Origin of the sequence: Stappia sp. TSB10P1A (assembly GCF_900185725.1) — a bacterium.
Taxonomy (GTDB): domain Bacteria; phylum Pseudomonadota; class Alphaproteobacteria; order Rhizobiales; family Stappiaceae; genus Stappia.
In genome coordinates this window covers 98,179-114,564 of record NZ_FYAU01000018.1, presented here as the reverse complement: position 1 = coordinate 114,564, position 16,386 = coordinate 98,179, and the positions used below count along the sequence as shown (strand labels likewise).

Annotated in this window: 20 protein-coding genes; 12 read left to right on the top strand and 8 right to left on the bottom strand. The window is 68.0% G+C overall.

Annotated elements, in window-relative coordinates:
- Positions 1-13: 13 nt before the first annotated feature.
- The 3 genes from proC to TSB10P1A_RS07160 form a co-directional block, all read right to left on the bottom strand.
- Complete coding sequence (gene proC / locus TSB10P1A_RS07170; protein WP_186387227.1) at positions 14-835, bottom strand: pyrroline-5-carboxylate reductase; 822 nt, start codon at positions 833-835, stop codon at positions 14-16.
- The gene (locus TSB10P1A_RS07165; protein WP_186387226.1) at positions 832-1,332 is read right to left on the bottom strand and encodes a YbjN domain-containing protein; all 501 of its coding nucleotides are present in this window, start codon (positions 1,330-1,332) and stop codon (positions 832-834) included. The genes proC and TSB10P1A_RS07165 overlap by 4 nt, the downstream gene beginning before the upstream one ends.
- 302 nt (positions 1,333-1,634) lie before the next feature.
- Positions 1,635-1,919, bottom strand: a complete 285-nt coding sequence (locus tag TSB10P1A_RS07160) for an accessory factor UbiK family protein (protein WP_186387225.1) — start codon at positions 1,917-1,919, stop codon at positions 1,635-1,637.
- A gap of 341 nt (positions 1,920-2,260) precedes the next feature.
- Between TSB10P1A_RS07160 and lgt the strand changes: the two genes are divergently transcribed.
- From lgt to TSB10P1A_RS07130, 6 genes are all read left to right on the top strand, one after another.
- Complete coding sequence (gene lgt / locus TSB10P1A_RS07155) at positions 2,261-3,088, top strand: prolipoprotein diacylglyceryl transferase (RefSeq protein WP_186387224.1); 828 nt, start codon at positions 2,261-2,263, stop codon at positions 3,086-3,088.
- Positions 3,085-4,203, top strand: a complete 1,119-nt coding sequence (locus tag TSB10P1A_RS07150) for a class I SAM-dependent methyltransferase (protein WP_244293019.1) — start codon at positions 3,085-3,087, stop codon at positions 4,201-4,203. The genes lgt and TSB10P1A_RS07150 overlap by 4 nt, the downstream gene beginning before the upstream one ends.
- 68 nt (positions 4,204-4,271) lie before the next feature.
- Positions 4,272-5,042, top strand: coding sequence for a peptidoglycan editing factor PgeF (gene pgeF / locus TSB10P1A_RS07145; RefSeq protein WP_186387223.1), 771 nt, complete (start codon positions 4,272-4,274; stop codon positions 5,040-5,042).
- 2 nt (positions 5,043-5,044) lie between these two features.
- Complete coding sequence (locus TSB10P1A_RS07140) at positions 5,045-6,202, top strand: Xaa-Pro peptidase family protein (RefSeq protein WP_186387222.1); 1,158 nt, start codon at positions 5,045-5,047, stop codon at positions 6,200-6,202.
- A 98-nt stretch (positions 6,203-6,300) separates the two neighbouring features.
- The gene (locus TSB10P1A_RS07135; protein WP_186387221.1) at positions 6,301-6,819 is read left to right on the top strand and encodes a hypothetical protein; all 519 of its coding nucleotides are present in this window, start codon (positions 6,301-6,303) and stop codon (positions 6,817-6,819) included.
- A 238-nt stretch (positions 6,820-7,057) separates the two neighbouring features.
- The gene (locus tag TSB10P1A_RS07130; RefSeq protein ID WP_186387220.1) at positions 7,058-7,990 is read left to right on the top strand and encodes a ribose-phosphate pyrophosphokinase; all 933 of its coding nucleotides are present in this window, start codon (positions 7,058-7,060) and stop codon (positions 7,988-7,990) included.
- An 80-nt stretch (positions 7,991-8,070) separates the two neighbouring features.
- On the opposite strand, the gene TSB10P1A_RS07125 is transcribed toward TSB10P1A_RS07130, so the two are convergent.
- From TSB10P1A_RS07125 to TSB10P1A_RS07110, 4 genes are all read right to left on the bottom strand, one after another.
- On the bottom strand, positions 8,071-8,925 hold the full coding sequence (locus TSB10P1A_RS07125; RefSeq protein ID WP_186387219.1) for an ABC transporter permease: 855 nt from the start codon (positions 8,923-8,925) through the stop codon (positions 8,071-8,073).
- Entirely contained in the window at positions 8,912-9,685 is a 774-nt protein-coding gene (locus TSB10P1A_RS07120) for an ABC transporter ATP-binding protein (protein ID WP_186387218.1), read from the bottom strand. The genes TSB10P1A_RS07125 and TSB10P1A_RS07120 overlap by 14 nt, the downstream gene beginning before the upstream one ends.
- Positions 9,686-9,723: 38 nt before the next feature.
- Positions 9,724-10,758: an ABC transporter substrate-binding protein gene (locus TSB10P1A_RS07115; RefSeq protein ID WP_186387217.1), complete on the bottom strand. Its 1,035-nt coding sequence runs from the start codon at positions 10,756-10,758 to the stop codon at positions 9,724-9,726.
- A 186-nt stretch (positions 10,759-10,944) separates the two neighbouring features.
- On the bottom strand, positions 10,945-11,538 hold the full coding sequence (locus tag TSB10P1A_RS07110; protein WP_186387216.1) for a hypothetical protein: 594 nt from the start codon (positions 11,536-11,538) through the stop codon (positions 10,945-10,947).
- A gap of 393 nt (positions 11,539-11,931) precedes the next feature.
- Here TSB10P1A_RS07110 and TSB10P1A_RS07105 point away from each other — a divergent pair, with 393 nt between their 5' ends.
- From TSB10P1A_RS07105 to TSB10P1A_RS07080, 6 genes are all read left to right on the top strand, one after another.
- Complete coding sequence (locus TSB10P1A_RS07105) at positions 11,932-12,546, top strand: 50S ribosomal protein L25/general stress protein Ctc (RefSeq protein WP_186387215.1); 615 nt, start codon at positions 11,932-11,934, stop codon at positions 12,544-12,546.
- Positions 12,547-12,590: 44 nt separating this feature from the next.
- Positions 12,591-13,343 (top strand): aminoacyl-tRNA hydrolase, encoded by a 753-nt coding sequence (gene pth, locus TSB10P1A_RS07100; RefSeq protein WP_186387214.1) that lies wholly within the window; start codon positions 12,591-12,593, stop codon positions 13,341-13,343.
- 6 nt (positions 13,344-13,349) lie between these two features.
- Positions 13,350-14,450: a redox-regulated ATPase YchF gene (gene ychF, locus TSB10P1A_RS07095; RefSeq protein ID WP_186387213.1), complete on the top strand. Its 1,101-nt coding sequence runs from the start codon at positions 13,350-13,352 to the stop codon at positions 14,448-14,450.
- A gap of 92 nt (positions 14,451-14,542) precedes the next feature.
- Positions 14,543-14,902 (top strand): hypothetical protein, encoded by a 360-nt coding sequence (locus TSB10P1A_RS07090; RefSeq protein WP_186387212.1) that lies wholly within the window; start codon positions 14,543-14,545, stop codon positions 14,900-14,902.
- A 60-nt stretch (positions 14,903-14,962) separates the two neighbouring features.
- Complete coding sequence (locus TSB10P1A_RS07085; RefSeq protein WP_186387211.1) at positions 14,963-15,421, top strand: MaoC family dehydratase; 459 nt, start codon at positions 14,963-14,965, stop codon at positions 15,419-15,421.
- Positions 15,418-15,885, top strand: coding sequence for a MaoC family dehydratase (locus TSB10P1A_RS07080; RefSeq protein WP_186387210.1), 468 nt, complete (start codon positions 15,418-15,420; stop codon positions 15,883-15,885). The genes TSB10P1A_RS07085 and TSB10P1A_RS07080 overlap by 4 nt, the downstream gene beginning before the upstream one ends.
- Positions 15,886-15,894: 9 nt before the next feature.
- Here the strand turns inward: TSB10P1A_RS07080 and TSB10P1A_RS07075 are convergent, their stop codons facing one another.
- Positions 15,895-16,377 carry a GNAT family N-acetyltransferase gene (locus tag TSB10P1A_RS07075; RefSeq protein WP_186387209.1) on the bottom strand — a complete coding sequence of 161 codons (483 nt, stop codon included), beginning with the start codon at positions 16,375-16,377 and terminating at the stop codon, positions 15,895-15,897.
- Positions 16,378-16,386 lie beyond the last annotated feature (9 nt).

The following is a 16,386-nucleotide window of genomic DNA, read 5'->3' as shown; positions in this document are numbered from 1 at the left end:
GCCCGTCGCCCCGTCAGCCGGCAAGCTCCTGCGACCGCTTGCGCGCCGCCGCCACCGCCTTGTCCATCACCGGCTGCAGACCGCTGTCCGGCTCCATCAGCACGGCAAGCGCGGCCGCGGTCGTTCCGTTCGGAGATGTGACGTTCTGTCGCAGCTCCGCCGCCGGCAGATCGGAGCGATAGAGCAGTTCGCCGGCACCGCACACGGTCTGGCGCGCGATGCGCATGGCCAGATCCTCGGGCAGCCCGGCCTTGACGCCGGCCGCCGCCAACGCCTCCGCAAGATAGAAGACATAGGCGGGGCCCGAGCCGCTGACGGCGGTCACCGCGTCGATCTGCTCTTCGTGCTCGATCCAGTCGGAGGCACCAATCGCCGTCAGCAACCGGTCGACGGTCGCCCGCTGCGCGCTGTCCGTCCTGTCATTGGCATAGGCGACGCTCATGCCGCGGCCGACCTGGGACGGCGTGTTCGGCATCACCCGCACGATAGCGACGTCGCCGAAGGCCTTGCGGAAGGCCGCGACCGGCGTGCCGGCGGCGACCGAGATCACCAGCGTGTGCGCATCCACCGCCGGCGCCAGGCCGGGCAGCACATCGGCCATCACCTGCGGCTTCAGCGCCACCAGCAGCACGCCGGCCTTCAGCCCGTCGGTGACGGCCTCCGCATGGCGGATGCCGGAGGCGGAGACCATCTCGAGAAGCTCCGCCGACGGCTTCGGATCGATCACCAGAATGCTTCCGGCATCGGTCCCGGCGGCAAGCCAGCCGGCCAGCATCGCTCCGCCCATCTTGCCGGCACCGACAAGGACGAGCGGGCGCTCCTTGGAAAAACTCATGCCTCCCCCGCGGTTTCGAACAAGGCGGTGTCGATCGCCTCGGACGCGCTTTTACCGGCCCAGACCACGAACTGGAAGGCCTGGTAGTAGCGTTCGCAGGAGTCGAGCGCGTTGGTGAGCAGTCCCTCGATCTGCTTCGAGGTCGCTTCCGCGCCGCCGGCCAGCAGCAGCGACTGGCGGAAGATCACCACGCCCTCGCGGTTCCACAGGTCGAAATGCCCCATCCACAACTGTTCATTGACCAGCGCGAGCAGGCGCACGACCTCGGTGCGGCGCGGTTCCGGCACCTTGAGATCGAAGGCGCAGGCCAGATGCAGAGCCTCCAGATCCTCCATCCAGGAGAAGGAGACGTGATAGTCGCACCAGTGGCCGGCGACCGAAATCGTGATCTCCTCGTCGCAGGAGCGCTCGAAGGACCAGTCGTTGATGGCGGCGATGTGCTCGATCGTGTCGACGGGGTTGGCGGGCCGTTCGAAGTCGATGTCGATGAGGCTCATGGGGGTTCCTCTCGGCTTGCGGGCCATGCGCGGCGCTGCCGCGGCGCCTGGCCACCATGTCGGTCCGCAGGATGCTTGACCTGCCGCAAGCGAAAGTCCGCCAGCCGCGATGGCGTTTCATGCCCCTCTGCATCGCCGCCCCGCGAATCTCCGCCTGACTTCAGTATATAGGGAGAACTTAATTCAAGGATATGTTCACTTTTCCTTTACGCTTTTGAAGCTGTGGACGGCGACCGCTCGCCCGGCCGCCGGCTCGCCCCGCAACGGACGCAGGGTGACAGTGTGACCTGATTCGCGAAATGTCAGTCGTCCGCCGCCTTGGCCTTGGCCGAGCGCGGCTTTGCCGCCGACGTCTCCAGCGCGGCGATACGAGCCTCCAGCTCGTCGAGCCGGTCGAGCGCCCGCGCCGCCATGTCCTTCACGACGTCGTGGTCCTCGCGCTTGACCAGGTCCATGTCGGCGAGAAACCGCTCCGCCTGGGCGCGGAATGCCGTCTCCACCTCGCGGCGCGCACCCTGGGCGACACCGGCCATATCCGTCATCAGCTTGGCGAAATCGTCGAGAACCCGGTTCGGTCCCTGTGTCATGGCCAGTCCTTCCCTGCTGCCGGCCCACCGGGCCGCATATCACTTTCTCCTAGGTAGTGCGCTTTTATGCGCGGCGAAACACCCCAGTCATTCGAACCTGAAGTTCGCCACATCTTGCAGCAGGCACCGAAGGAACGTCAGGTTCAAAGCAGATGACCGGCAAGCGTATGTTTCCAGTGTGGTTTTCGAATCTGAGATGCGTCTGTTCCGGCAGCAACCCGGAGCGCATTTCACATTCGCCACACTGGTGAGGAGAAATCGCCGCAGCCTTGACGCAGGCGGCCGGGACCGGCAACGTCGCGCCGCATGTCCTGCCGGTCCGCCGGCGAGCCGGAGCCCCCATGCCGATCCTTGCCCTGCCCTTTCCCGCCATCGATCCCGTGCTGATCGAGATCGGTCCTTTCGCGATCCGCTGGTACGCGCTCGCCTATATCGCCGGCCTGCTGCTCGGCTGGCACTACATGCGCGCACTGGTCGCCCGCGACGACCTGTGGGGCCGCACGCCGCGCCCCTCCCTGACCGACATCGACGACTTCGTCGTCTATGCGACCATCGGCACGATCCTCGGCGGGCGGCTCGGCTATGTGCTGTTCTACGCACCGGCCTATTACCTGCAGAACCCGCTGGACATCCTGCAGGTGTGGTCGGGCGGCATGTCCTTCCATGGCGGCTTCCTCGGCGTCGTTCTCGCCATGGTTCTCTTCGCCTGGCGGCGCGGCATTCCGCTGTGGACCCTGTTCGACCTTGCCGGCGCCGTCGCGCCCATCGGCCTGTTCTTCGGGCGCATCGCCAACTTCATCAACAGCGAGCTGTGGGGCCGGGTGACGGATGTGCCCTGGGCCTTCGTCTTTCCCGATGGCGGACCGGAGCCCCGCCACCCGAGCCAGCTCTATGAGGCAGCGCTCGAAGGGCTGCTGCTGCTCGTCGTCGCGCGCATCGTGCTGCTGCGCGGCGGCTTCCGGCGGCCGGGCCTTGTCGCCGGCGTCTTTGCGCTCGGCTATGGCCTGTCCCGCTCCTTCGTCGAGTTCTTCCGCGTGCCGGACGCGCATATCGGCTATCTCGGGCCGGGCCTGACCATGGGCATCCTGCTGTCGCTGCCGATGATCGCCGCCGGCCTGTGGGCGATCGCCCGCGCCCTGCGCAACCCGCCGGCGGATCGCGCGGCGTGAGCCGGAGCAGTGCCTCCCCTTCCGGCACGGGGCCGCTCGCCGAGCGCATTCGCGCGCTGATCGAGACCGGCGGCCCCCTGTCGGTCTTCGACTTCATGGGCCTGTGCCTCACTGACCCCGAGCACGGCTATTACATGCGGGCCGAGCCCTTCGGGGCGGATGGCGACTTCATCACCGCGCCGGAAGTCAGCCAGTTCTTCGGCGAACTGGTCGGCGCCTGGGTCGTCGCGGCCCATGCGGCGCTCGGCAGCCCACGCCCCTTTCATCTGGTCGAGCTCGGCCCCGGCCGCGGCACCTTGATGGCCGACATGCTGCGCGTCGCCGCCCTGCGCCCCGCGTTCCGCGAGGCGGCCTCGCTGCATCTCGTGGAGACCAGCCGGCGGCTGCGCGAGATCCAGCGCGCCACCCTGGGAGATGCCTCGGCGACCGCACGGTGGCACGACCGCCTCGCCGATCTTCCGGAAGACGCGCCGCTGCTCGTTGTCGCCAACGAGTTCTTCGACGCCCTGCCGATCCGCCAATACGTCAAGACCGCGCAAGGCTGGCGCGAGCGGGCCGTCGGGCTCGACGAACAGGGCGCGCTGCGCTTTGTCGCCGGCACCGGCAGCCTTGATGCGGCAGAGCTGCCGGCCGGCCTTGCGGGCGCCGCCGAGGGCACGATCCTGGAGACCCAGCCGCTTGCCAATGCGCTGATGGAGGAGCTTGGCGCTCGCATCGCCCGCCAGGGCGGCCTCCTGCTCGCCATCGACTACGGCTACGCCCGCACCGCGCCCGGCGACACGCTGCAGGCTCTGCGCGCCCATCGCCCTGTCGAGGTGCTTGCCGAACCCGGCCGCGCCGATCTCACCGCCCATGTCAACTTCGAGGCGCTGGCCCGCGCTGCCCGCGCAGGCGGACTGCGCCCGCGTGCCCTGACGACGCAAGGCGACTTCCTGCTCGGCCTCGGCCTGCTGGAACGGGCCGGCCAGGTCGGCGCCGGCCGTTCGCCGCAGGAGCAGGAGCGGATCCGCGGCGAGGTCGAGCGGCTCGCCGCGCCGCAGGAAATGGGCGAGCTCTTCAAGGTGCTGGCCGTCGCCGGGCCGGACGTCGTCCTGCCGCTTTTCGATGGCGTTTGACAGCCGCCCCGCTTCAAACCACCATCCCGGCGAACATCCCGCCCGCCACGCAACAGTCCGACAGGCCCATGCTCACCTCCCCGGATCTTTCCGCCCTTCCCGGTCTCTCGCACGGCTTCTTCACCCGGCGGGGCGGCGTCTCCGGCGGCCTCTATGCCTCGCTCAACATCGGCCTCGGCTCGAAGGATGAGCGCGCCGCCGTCACGGAAAACCGCGCCCGCGTCGCCAGCCTGCTCGGGGTTGCTCCCGGCGCGCTGCTGTCGCCCTACCAGCACCATTCGCCGGATGCGATCGTGGTCGATGCGCCCTTCGAGCCGGGCACCCAGCCGCGCGGCGACGCGCTGGTGACCGACCGCCCGGGCCTTGCGCTCGCCATCTCCACCGCCGATTGCGGCCCGGTGCTTTTCGCCGATCCGCAAGCCCGCGTCGTCGGCGCGGCCCATGCCGGCTGGCGCGGCGCCCTCACCGGCGTGCTGGAGGCGACGCTTGCCGCCATGCAGCGGCTCGGCGCCCGCAACGAAAGGGTGATCGCCGTGCTCGGCCCGACCATCTCCGGCGCGAATTACGAGGTCGGCGAGGAGTTCCGCGCCCGCTTCCTCGATGCCGACGGGGCGAACGAGCGCTTCTTCTCGCCCTCCGACAAGGCCGGCCATGCGCTGTTCGACCTGCCGGCCTACATTCTTGCCCGGCTCGATGCCGCCGGCGTTGCCACCGCCGCCAGTCTCGACCGCTGCACCTATGCGGAGGAGGATCTGTTCTTCTCCTACCGCCGCGCCACCCATCGCGGCGAGCCCGACTACGGCCGCCTCGTCTCCGCAATCACCCTTTCGGAAAGCTGATCATGTCGCTCGCCTTCACGCGGGAGGAATACGCCTCCCGCCTCGATGCCCTTCGCGCCCGCATGGCCGAGACCGGCCACGACGCCCTGCTGCTCTTCGCCCAGGAGAGCATGTACTGGCTCACCGGCTACGACACGTTCGGCTTCTGCTTCTTCCAGTCGATGGTGGTGACCCGCGACGGGCGGATCGTCCTGCTGACCCGCTCCGCCGACCTGCGCCAGGCGCAGCTCACCTCGATCATCGACGACATCCGCGTGTGGGAGGACCGCGACGGCGCCTCGCCGGTGCTGCAACTGCGCGACCTCATCTCCGAACTCGGTCTCGGCGGCGCCCGCATCGGCGTCGAATACGACACCCACGGCATGACCGGGCGCATCGCCATCGACATCGCGACGCTGATGTCCGATGTCGCGCGCCTCGAAGACGCATCGATGACCGTCCAGCACCTGCGCGCGGTCAAGTCGCCGGCCGAGATCGCCTATGTCCGCCGTGCCGCCAGCCTGACGGATGCCGCCTATGAGGCCGCCCTGCCGCTGATCCGGGAGGGCGCGCGCGAGGGCGAGATCCTCGCCGCCATGCAGGGCGCGGTCTTTGCCGGCGACGGCGACTATCCGGGCAACGAGTTCATCATCGGCTCCGGTCCCGAAGCCCTGCTGTGCCGCTACCAGAGCGGCCGCCGGGTGCTGGATCGCAACGATCAGTTGACCCTGGAATGGGCCGGCGCCTTCCGTCGCTATCACGTCGCCGCCATGCGCACGGTGATCGTCGGCGAGCCGACCGGCCGGCATGTCGCCCTCTATGAGGCCGCCCGCTCCGCGCTTGCCGCGGTCGAGGAGTGCCTCGTGCCGGGCCGCACCTTCGGCGAGGTCTTCGAGGCCCATGCCCGCGAGATCGACGCGCGCGGCGAAGGTGCCCACCGGCTCAACGCCTGCGGCTATTCGCTGGGTGCGCGCTTCGCGCCGAGCTGGATGGACTGGCCGATGGCCTATCGCGGCAATCCGGCGCGGATCGTGCCGGGCATGGTCGTCTTCACCCACATGATCCTGATGGATTCGGACAGCGGCGCCGCCATGTCGCTCGGTCAGACCTACCTGACGCACGAGGGCGGCGCGGAGTGTCTTTCCAAGCTCCCCCTCGACCTGCCGGTCAAGGCGGGCTAAACGAAGAAACCGAACGGAGCCATGACCGGCGGCAGGCGGGTGTCGTCCATGGCCACCGGGCAAGCACCGACGACGGACACGGGGACCAGCAAGGCCAGATGAGCGCGTTCCACCTCACCAGAAAATCCGCTCTGCGAGCCGTCGTGCCGGCGCTTGCGCTGCTGCTGGCCGCCTGCGCCGGCGATCCGACGCCATCGGCCTCCATCTCCGGCGCGAGCGCTCCTGCGGCGAGCCGGCCGGTGCCCAGCGTTCCGGCCGATCAGGCGACATTCGCCTTCGAACCCTTCACCGGCGCTCCCGGCAACATCGCCGATGCCCTGTCGCGGCAGATCGGCACCGAGGCGCGCGAGCAGAACCTGCGCCTGGTGCGCCGGGTCGGAGCTCCGGCGACCTATCGCATCAACGGCTATCTCTCCGCGTCCGGCGACCAGTCCCAGACGACGCTGTTCTATGTGTTCGACATCGTCGACGCCGGCGGCAACAGGCTGCACCGGATCCTCGGCCAGGAATCGGCGCCGGGCTCGTCCGGCGATCCCTGGTCCGGCGTCGACGACACCGCGCTCAACCGGGCTGCCCGCCGTTCGGTGGCCGAACTCGCCGCCTGGCTGCGCCGCTGAGCGCGCCGCGATCCGGGAAAATTTGCCGGCAGGCCCACTGGCCGGTTGTGCAAGGCGGGACGCGTTGTTAAAACGCCGCCGCCTGTTGGAGGAAGGCTCGCCGATGCCGGACTCCGGTCTGGCCTGCCGCGCTTCGACCTAGGCCACGAAAGAAGACCAGACAGACCACCGTGTGACCCTGTCGTACCGGCGCTGCGTTCCCCGTGCGGCGGCGGACCCAAGAAAGGACTTGCGGGCCATGAAGATCGTCGCGGGCAATTCCAATCGCGCGCTTGCAGAGGAAATCTCGTCCTATCTCGGGGCGCCCCTGGCAAAGTGTCAGGTGCGCCGTTTCGCCGACCAGGAGATTTTCGTCGAACTGCAGGAAAACGTACGCGGCGAGGACGTTTTCGTCCTGCAGTCGACCAGCTTTCCGGCCAATGACCACCTGATGGAGCTGCTGATCGTCATCGACGCGCTGCGCCGCTCCTCCGCCAAGCGCATCACCGCCGTCGTGCCCTATTTCGGTTATGCCCGTCAGGACCGCCGCGCCTCCGGCCGCACGCCGATCTCGGCCAAGCTGGTCGCCAACCTGATCACCCATGCCGGCGCCCACCGCGTGCTGACGCTGGATCTCCATGCCGGCCAGATCCAGGGCTTCTTCGACATTCCGACCGACAATCTGTTCGCTGCGCCGGTGATGACCCGCGACATCAAGGAGCGCTATTCGACGGACAACGTCATGGTCGTCTCCCCGGATGTCGGCGGCGTGGTGCGCGCCCGCGCGCTCGCCAAGCGCATCGACGCGCCGCTGGCGATCGTCGACAAGCGCCGCGACAAGCCTGGCGAGTCGGAAGTCATGAACATCATCGGCGATCCGTCGGGCCGCGACTGCATCCTCGTCGACGACATCGTCGATTCCGGCGGCACCCTGTGCAACGCCGCCGAGGCGCTGCTCAACCAGGGCGCCAAGTCGGTCACCGCCTATATCACCCATGGCGTCCTGTCGGGCGGCGCGGTCGCGCGCGTGTCCTCGTCGAAGCTCAAGGAACTGGTCATCACCAATTCCATCGAGCCGACCGCCGCGGTGCTTGCCGCGCCGAACATCCGCACCGTCTCGATCGCCCCCTTGATGGGCGAGGCGATCTCGCGCACCGCGCTCGAACAGTCGGTGTCGAGCCTCTTCGGCTGATCGCCAGCCAGGGCCATGCCTCTCGAACGCCCGGATGCCGCATGGCTCCGGGCGTTTCTGCTTTTGCCCGTTGACGCTGATCAGCCGCGCCAGGCCAGCAGCCAGCGCTCCAGCCGGCCGATCAGCCAGCTGACGATCAGCCCGAGCATCGACAGGATCGCGACGCCGGCCAGCAACTGGTCGGTGGCGAACAGGCTGCCGGCCATCAGGATATAGGCGCCGACGCCGTATTCGGCGCCGATCATCTCGGCCGCCACCAGCAGGATGATGCCGATCGACGCCGAGATCCGGCAGCCGGACAGGATCGCCGGCATGGCGCCGGGCAGGATGATCTTGCGCACGATGGAGCGCCAGGACAGGCCGAAGGACTGGCCCATGCGCACCAGGGTGCGGTCGACATTGTCGACCCCGCCATAGGTGGCGATCACCGTCGGGAAGAACGTGCCGAACAGGATCGTGGCGACCTTCGAGCCCTCGCCGATGCCGAACCAGATCACGAAGAGCGGCAAGAGGGCGATCTTCGGGATCGGGAACAGGGCCGAGACCAGCGGCAACAGGCCGGCGCGGGCCAGCGAGAACAGGCCGATGGCGAGCCCGACGGTGATGCCGAGGGCGGTGCCGAGCGTCCAGCCGATGACGAGGCGCTGCAGCGAGGCCGACAGATGCCGCCAGAGCTGCCCCGATTCGACCAGATAGCTGAAAGCTTCGAACGCCTCGCTCGGTGCCGGCAGCACCAGGTTGCTGATCACGCCGCTGCGCGATCCCGCCTCCCACAGCGCGACGATCGCCAGGAACACGAAGGGCCCGATCAGCCGGATCGGCACCGGGCGAAAACCGCCGCCGCGATAGGGAACCGGGCGCAGACCCTCGCGTTGCTCCCCGGCTGCCCGGCCGCCGGACGTCTGGTCAAGCGACGACTGCTCAAGCGACGTCATCGGCGATCTCCCTGTCGGCGGCACGCGCCTCGTCGCGCAGGAGCTGCCACAGCTCGCGCTGCACGGCATCGAGCTTCGGATCGCCCGCCTCGCGCGCGCCGAGATCGCGGTCGATCTCGACAACGGTGCGGATGCGTCCCGGCCGGCGCGACAGCACGACGATGCGGTGGCCGAGGCGCACCGCCTCGGCCAGATTGTGGGTGACGTAGCAGGCGGTGAAGCGCTCGCGCTGCCACAGGGCGACGAGATCGTCCATCAGCAGCTCGCGCGTCTGGCTGTCGAGCGCCGACAGCGGCTCGTCCATCAGCATCACCGCCGGGCGCACGCTGAGCGCCCTCGCGATGGCGACGCGCTGCTTCATGCCGCCGGAAAGCTGCCGCGGCAGCGCCTTGCGGAAATCGGACAGCCCCGTGCGCTCCAGCACGTCGGCGACGATCGTCTCGCGCTCCGCTGCGGACAGCGGATGGTCCTCCAGCACCAAGGAGACATTCGCCTCGACGCTGCGCCAGGGCAGCAGGGCGAAGTCCTGGAACACATAGGTGAGCGGATTGAGCGACCCGGCAGGCACCTCGCCGGAGAGCAGCACCTCGCCCTCGTCCGGCCGCTCCAGCCCGCCGATGAAGCGCAGCAGGGTCGACTTGCCGCAGCCCGACGGACCGATGATGCAGACGATCTCGCCCTCACTGACCGTGAGGTCGATGCCGTTCAGCACCTCGGTCGCGCCATAGCGATGCGTGATCCCGCGCAGCAGGAGATCCATCGGCTGCGTTCCTTGCCCGCTCTTCGCCCGGTCGGGCGTCAGTCCGTCTCGACGAAGGACGGGTCGACCAGCAGTTCCATCGTCACCGTCGCGGGGACCAGCTTCTCCGACTGGAACCAGGCGAGCTGGTCGGCGATCGAGGCCATGTTCAGCTTCGCCCCCTCGTTGATGCGCATCGCGCCGCTGCGGATCGAGGGTGCCGCCTTCTCGTAGGGCTCGTCGTTGTTGACGTATTTGTGCAGCAGTTGCACCAGCGCCTCGGCCTCTTCCTCGGTCGTGGTCTTGTCGATCAGGGCCGCGTTGAAGTCGGCCGCGCCCTTGGAAAAGGCCGCGAGGAAGCGCTTGACCAGGTCCGGCTTGTCCACCGTGTTGGCGGTCGAGGTGAAGACCGTGGTCACCTGATAGGCCGGGATATAGTCGGCGACCATGCCGATCGCCTCGATCTCCGGCCCCTCGGCCAGCGGCTTGGCGATATGCGGGACGATCGCCCAGGCGTCGATCTGCCCGGTCTTCAGCGCGCCGATGATCGCGCCGACTTTCTGCAGCGGCCGCAGGGTCAGTTCCGAGCGGTCGAAGCCTTCCTTGTCGGCGATCTTGTGGGCGATGTAGTGGAACGACGACCCGGTCTGGGTGATGCCGAAGCTCTTGCCCTTGAGCTGCGCCGGCGAGGTCACGCCCGCGTCATAGGCCGCCTTGGACACCAGGATCATCTGCCCATCGACGCCCGGCTCCTCCTGCAGGCCGCCGCCGACCACCTTGATCGCGCCCTTCTCGGCAAGGTTGATCAGGCCGCCGGAAATCGCCGTGATGCCGAAGTCGACATCCCCGGAGGCGATCGCCACCGCCATCGGCTGCGCCGCCTGGAAATACTCGAAGGTGACGTCGAGGCCTTCCTCGGCGAAATAGCCGCGCTCGAAGGCGATGAAGCTCGGCGCGTGCGAGGTGAAGCGCAGCGCGCCGACGGTGATCTTGTCGGCCGCGACGGCGCTGGCCAGCGGCGCGAGGCTCACGCCGGCGGCAATGCCGGCAGCCGCCGCCAGTTTCACGAATCCGCGTTTGGTCAAAGCCTTCATGGCACCCTCCCGATATGGCCGGTCGTCCGCGCCGGTCCTGTTGTGTCCGTCTCGCGGACGTTCCCTGCCTGCCGGCGCAGCCCTGTCGAGCGGCGACGCGGGGCGGCAATGTGCCGGCGCAGGTGACCGCAGCCGGCCCGACTTGTCAATCTGTGCAGGGTCTTATCGTTGATCGCAGCGGCGGGCCTACAGCTCTTCCACATCGATCCCGAAGGTCAGGGCCCCGATCGGCTCTCCCGTCTGCGGGTCGACGACGGGCACGCTCACCTGGCTCTGCACCGTGCGGGTGGACAGGTCTTCCTCCAGCGGGCCGATATGCAGGCTGTGCGGCCCGACGAGGAACGTCTTCTGCCACTTGTCCTCATCGCCCTGCCAGTAGTCGGTGGTCACCCGGCTGACCGCGACATTGAGTCCGACGGCGTCCATCAGGATGATTTCCGTGAACAGCCCCTGGCTGTCGTCCTGCAGCCTTGCCAGATAACGGGAAACCTCGTGGTCCAGCACACCGGCAATGAGCTGGCCGTGGCTGCCGCTTTCCGCCTCCCTTATCCATTGCTCGTCGAGCTCGGTGATCTGCTCCTGGGTGTATTGCGCGGTCTGCCGGTTCTGCTCGCGCACCGCCGCGATCACCCGCGGCGACCGGGCCACTTCGGCAAGCCGCGTCCTTGCCAGCACGGCGAGATCGCTCTCGAAGACATTCAGGCCGGTGCCCTGCGCGGGACCGGCCAAGGCCGCCGCAAGCAACGAAACCGCCATCAGCCTGAAAACCCTGGTCAGCATGATCCCCCCCATCATTGCCCGGTCCGCCGCACCGGCCGGTGCGCGGGCGCACCCTATCCGGACCAGACTCTCATGGGGAAAGCGCAGGTTCGCACCTTCCTTGCGGCGATGCCGCCATAGAAATCCGCTTTGACGGCAACATGCAAGCGGCTCGGCCCCGGCCGTGCACTGAAATTGACGCTGCGGCAGAGTAATCGGGCCGGCGGGCACACGCGCAGCCTGCCGCAATGGCAGCGCATTTTCCGCGAAAACCCCGCCCGCGCTTGCCCTTTTCCGCGCCTTCGGCTATAGCAGCCGCGCGCACCTGCACCCCTGGAGGCGGCGCATCGGGTCGGCATGCCGCATCGAGGCGACAATGCCCTCCCCTTTCACGAGACATCAAGGAGAACTACCATGGCTGAAGGCTATGTGCTGAAGGCTTCGGTGAGGGATCGGGTTGGCAAGGGGGCCGCTCGCGCACTTCGCCGTGAAGGCCTCGTCCCCGCCGTGATCTACGGCGAGAAGAAAGCTGCCCTGCCGATCGCGATTCCGATCAAGGAGTCCACGATCGCCCTGCATCGCGGCGGCTTCATGACCCATCTGGGCACCATCGAGGTCGACGGCGTCGCGCACCGCGTGATCGCCAAGGACTACCAGCTCGATCCGGTTCGCGACGACCTGATCCATGTCGACTTCCTGCGCGTGTCCAAGGGCGCGACGCTGACCGTCGACGTGCCGGTCCACTTCGTCAACGAAGAGAAGTGCCCGGGCATCAAGGCCGGCGGCGTGCTCAACGTGGTGCGCCACACGGTCGAGATGACCGTGCCCGGCGACGCCATTCCGGATGCGCTGGTCATCGACCTGGCCAAGGCCAAGGTCGGCGATTCGATCCACATTTCGGCCGTGGCCATTCCCGCCGGCTGCGCCCCGACCATCACCGACCGCGATTTCACCATCGCGACGATCGCCGCTCCCGGCGGCGGTGCCGGTTCGGCTGGAGACGGTGCCGAGGAGGAGAGCGAGGGCTGAGCCCCCGCTCGCCGGCCGGCGCGGAGAAGTGACGGGGAGTTCCCATGCGCCTCATCGTCGGCCTCGGCAATCCGGGCGAGAAATACGCCCGCAACCGCCACAATATCGGCTTTCTGGCCGTGGACGCGATCCACGGCCGGAATTCCACCTTCGGCCCGTGGCGGAGCCGCTTTCACGCGGATGTCAGCGAGGGCCTTCTCGACGGCGAGAAGGTGATGCTGATGAAACCCCAGACCTATATGAACGAGTCCGGCCGTGCGGTCGGCGACGCCGCCCGCTTCTACAAGCTCGCGCCCGCCGACGTCATCGTGCTCTACGACGAACTCGACCTGCCGCCGGGCAAGGTTCGCACCAAGGTCGGGGGCGGCAGCGGCGGCCATAACGGCATCCGCTCGATCGACGCCCATCTGGGCAAGGAGTATTCGCGCGTGCGGCTCGGCATCGGCCATCCCGGCCACAAGGACCGCGTCACCGCCTATGTGCTCGGCGATTTCGCAAAGGTCGACGCCGACTGGCTCGATCCGTTGCTCGACAAGATCGCCGCGGAGGCCGGCCTGCTGGCCGGCGGCCACCACTCGGAATTCTGCAACCGGCTGCATCTGGCGCTCGCCCCGGCAAAGCCGCAGAAGCCCCGCAAGGAGCCCGGCGCGGGCATGGGCGGCACCTCCCGCGATCCGACCCCGCCGCTGCCGCGGCGCGGCGGTGACAGCGCGCCCAAGACCAGTACGCCCAAGACCAGTACGCCCAAGACGGGGCTCGCCGAGCAGCTCGCGCGCATGTTTGGAAAGAAGGACTGAGACGAGATGGGATTCCAGTGCGGCATTGTCGGCCTGCCGAATGTGGGCAAGTCCACGCTGTTCAACGCCTTGACCAAGACGGCGGCGGCCCAGGCGGCGAACTATCCCTTCTGCACCATCGAGCCGAACACCGGCGAGGTCGCCGTGCCGGATCCGCGCCTGAAGGACATCGCCCGGATCGCCAAGTCGGCCAGTATCGTGCCGACGCGCCTCACCTTCGTCGACATTGCCGGCCTGGTGCGCGGCGCCTCCAAGGGCGAGGGCCTCGGCAACCAGTTCCTCGCCAATATCCGCGAGGTCGACGCCATCGCCCATGTGCTGCGCTGCTTCGAGGATGACGACATCACCCATGTCGAGGGCCGCATCGATCCCATCGCCGATGCCCAGACCGTCGAGACCGAGCTGATGATCGCCGACATGGAGAGCCTCGAGCGCCGTCTCGCGCCGCTGAAGAAGAAGGCGACCGGCGGCGACAAGGACGCCAAGGCGGTGATCCCGATCATGGAAGGCGCGCTGGAGCTCTTGCGCGACGGCAAGCCGGCGCGCCTGCTCGACGTGTCGGGCCCGGACGAGCGCAAGATCCTCGCCGGCCTCAACCTGCTGACCACCAAGCCGATCCTCTATGTCTGCAATGTCGAGGAAGCCTGCTCGGCCACCGGCAATGCCCAGTCCGAGCGGGTGCGCGAGATGGCCGAGGCGGAAGGCGCCGCCTGCGTCGTGATCTCCGCCGCCATCGAGTCCGAGATCGCCCAGCTCGACGATGCGGAACAGGCCGAGTATCTGGAGACCATGGGTCTCGAGGAGCCGGGTCTCGACCGGCTGATCCGCGCCGGCTACGACCTGCTCGACCTGATCACCTATTTCACCGCCGGCCCGAAGGAAGCCCGCGCCTGGACGATCCGCAAGGGCACCAAGGCGCCGCAGGCGGCCGGCGTCATCCACAGCGATTTCGAGCGCGGCTTCATCCGCGCCCAGACCATCGCCTTCGACGATTTCGTCACCCTTGGCGGCGAAACGGCGGCCAAGGAAGCGGGCAAGGCCCGCGACGAAGGCAAGGAATATGTGGTCAAGGACGGCGACGTGCTGCTGTTCAAGTTCAACACCTGACAGCGGCCGCGCGAAGCGACTCGCGCTTTTCCCAAGGCCGGATTAGTCTTCCGGCCGCCGTCGTCGTGGCGGCCTCTCCTGAGGAAAACCGCATGTCCCATCGCATGCTCGCGGCCGCTTCGGCGGCGCTGTTCCTTTGCGCGTCCACGGCCCTCGCGGGCACGGGCTCGGAAGGCTATTTCCAGATCTACAACAACACGGACGACAACACCGTCGTCGGCTTCTACACCAACGACGGCAGCGGCTGGTCGAGCAACTGGCTCAGCCAGCCGATCCGCCCGGACGAGTCGGCGCGCGCCGAGTTCACCGCCGACAGCGGCTCCTGCGCCCAGACCTTCCGGGTCGGCTGGCTCGCGGAGAGCGGCGGCGAGGTGCTCGACGATCCGATCGACATCGACATCTGCGAGGCCAGCAACGTCTATCTCGACGACAACGAGATCTATTACGACTGAGCGTCGACGCGCGGCCGGAGGCTCTCGACAGCGGCGTCCGGCTGCGTATAGATCGGCGTCATGACCACGTTCAGAAGCTTTGAGGATTTCGAGCCGGGCGAGACCATTGCGCTCGGCTCGAAAACCGTCACCCGCGAAGAGATCATCGCTTTCGCAGCCGAGTTCGACCCCCAGCCGTTTCACCTGGATGATGCGGCGGGCGAAGCCTCCCTGCTCGGCGGCCTTGCCGCCTCCGGCTGGCACACGATCGCCATGCTGATGCGGCTGCTGTGCGACAATCTCCTGCTGAATTCGAGCGGCAAGGGCTCGCCCGGCGTCGAGGAAGTGCGGTGGATGCGTCCCGTCCGCCCCGGCGACGTATTGACCGCCAGCGCCGAGGTCATCTCCAGCCGGGTGCTCAACTCCCGCCCGGATCTCGGCATGGTCGACTTCCTGTTCACCGTCACCGACCAGACCGGAACGCCGGTCATGACCCAGCGCAACAAGATCCTCTTCGGCAGGCGGGAGGTGTCGCAATGACCTGGTTCGAGGACATGGTCGTCGGCGAGCGCCGCGAGCTCGGCAGCTATCATTTTACGCCGGAGGAGATCGTCCGCTTCGCGCAGGCTTATGATCCCCAGCCCTTCCACCTGTCCGACGAAGGTGCGGCCGCGATGCATTTCGGGCGCCTGTGCGCCTCCGGCTGGCACACCGCCTCCGTCTGGATGAAGCTGATGGTCGCCCATATCCGGGCCGACTGCGAAAGGCTCGGCACGCCCTCGCGTCTCGGCCCCTCCCCCGGCTTCACCGACCTGAAGTGGATCCGCCCGGTCTATGCCGGCGACACGATCTCCTACAGCTCGACCTTGCTGGAGAAGCGCGACATGCGCACGCGGCCGCAATGGGGCCTGCTGATCCATGGCAACGAGGGCGTCAACCAGGACGGCGTGACGGTGTTCTCCTTCACCGGAAAGGTGCTGGTGGCGCGCCGTCCTGCTGCCTGAGCGCCGCCGCTACAGCCGGCGGGCGAAGACCACCTCGTCGCGGATCGGGATGCCGTATTCGCCGAGCGCCGGGATCTCCGGCTTGAGCTTGCGCTCCTCGTCGATCGCGCCGGGCACCACCTTCTCCAGCCGGAAGTCGCGGCGCTGGTAGAAGCGGAAGGCGTCGAGATTGTCGTTGGAGGTGCGCACCAGCAGCCGGCGGATGCCGTTCTCGACCGCGGCTCCAGCCACCGCCTTGAGCAGCAAGGTGCCGACACCGCCCCAGCGGTTCAGCGAATCGAGCGTCAGGATCTCCCATTCCCGCTCGCGCTGGATCAGCGTGACAAGGCCGACGATCTCGCCCGCTTCGTCCACCGCGATGAAGCCGGGCAGCCGTGAGGCGTCGATCATCTCGCCCTCGATCAGGATCTCCGGGCTGGTCCATCGCCGGGTCAGCAGTTCGACCGCCGCCGCGTGGTCGTCCTCCGTCTTGCTGCGAATGGTAACCGTCATGGTCGGGTC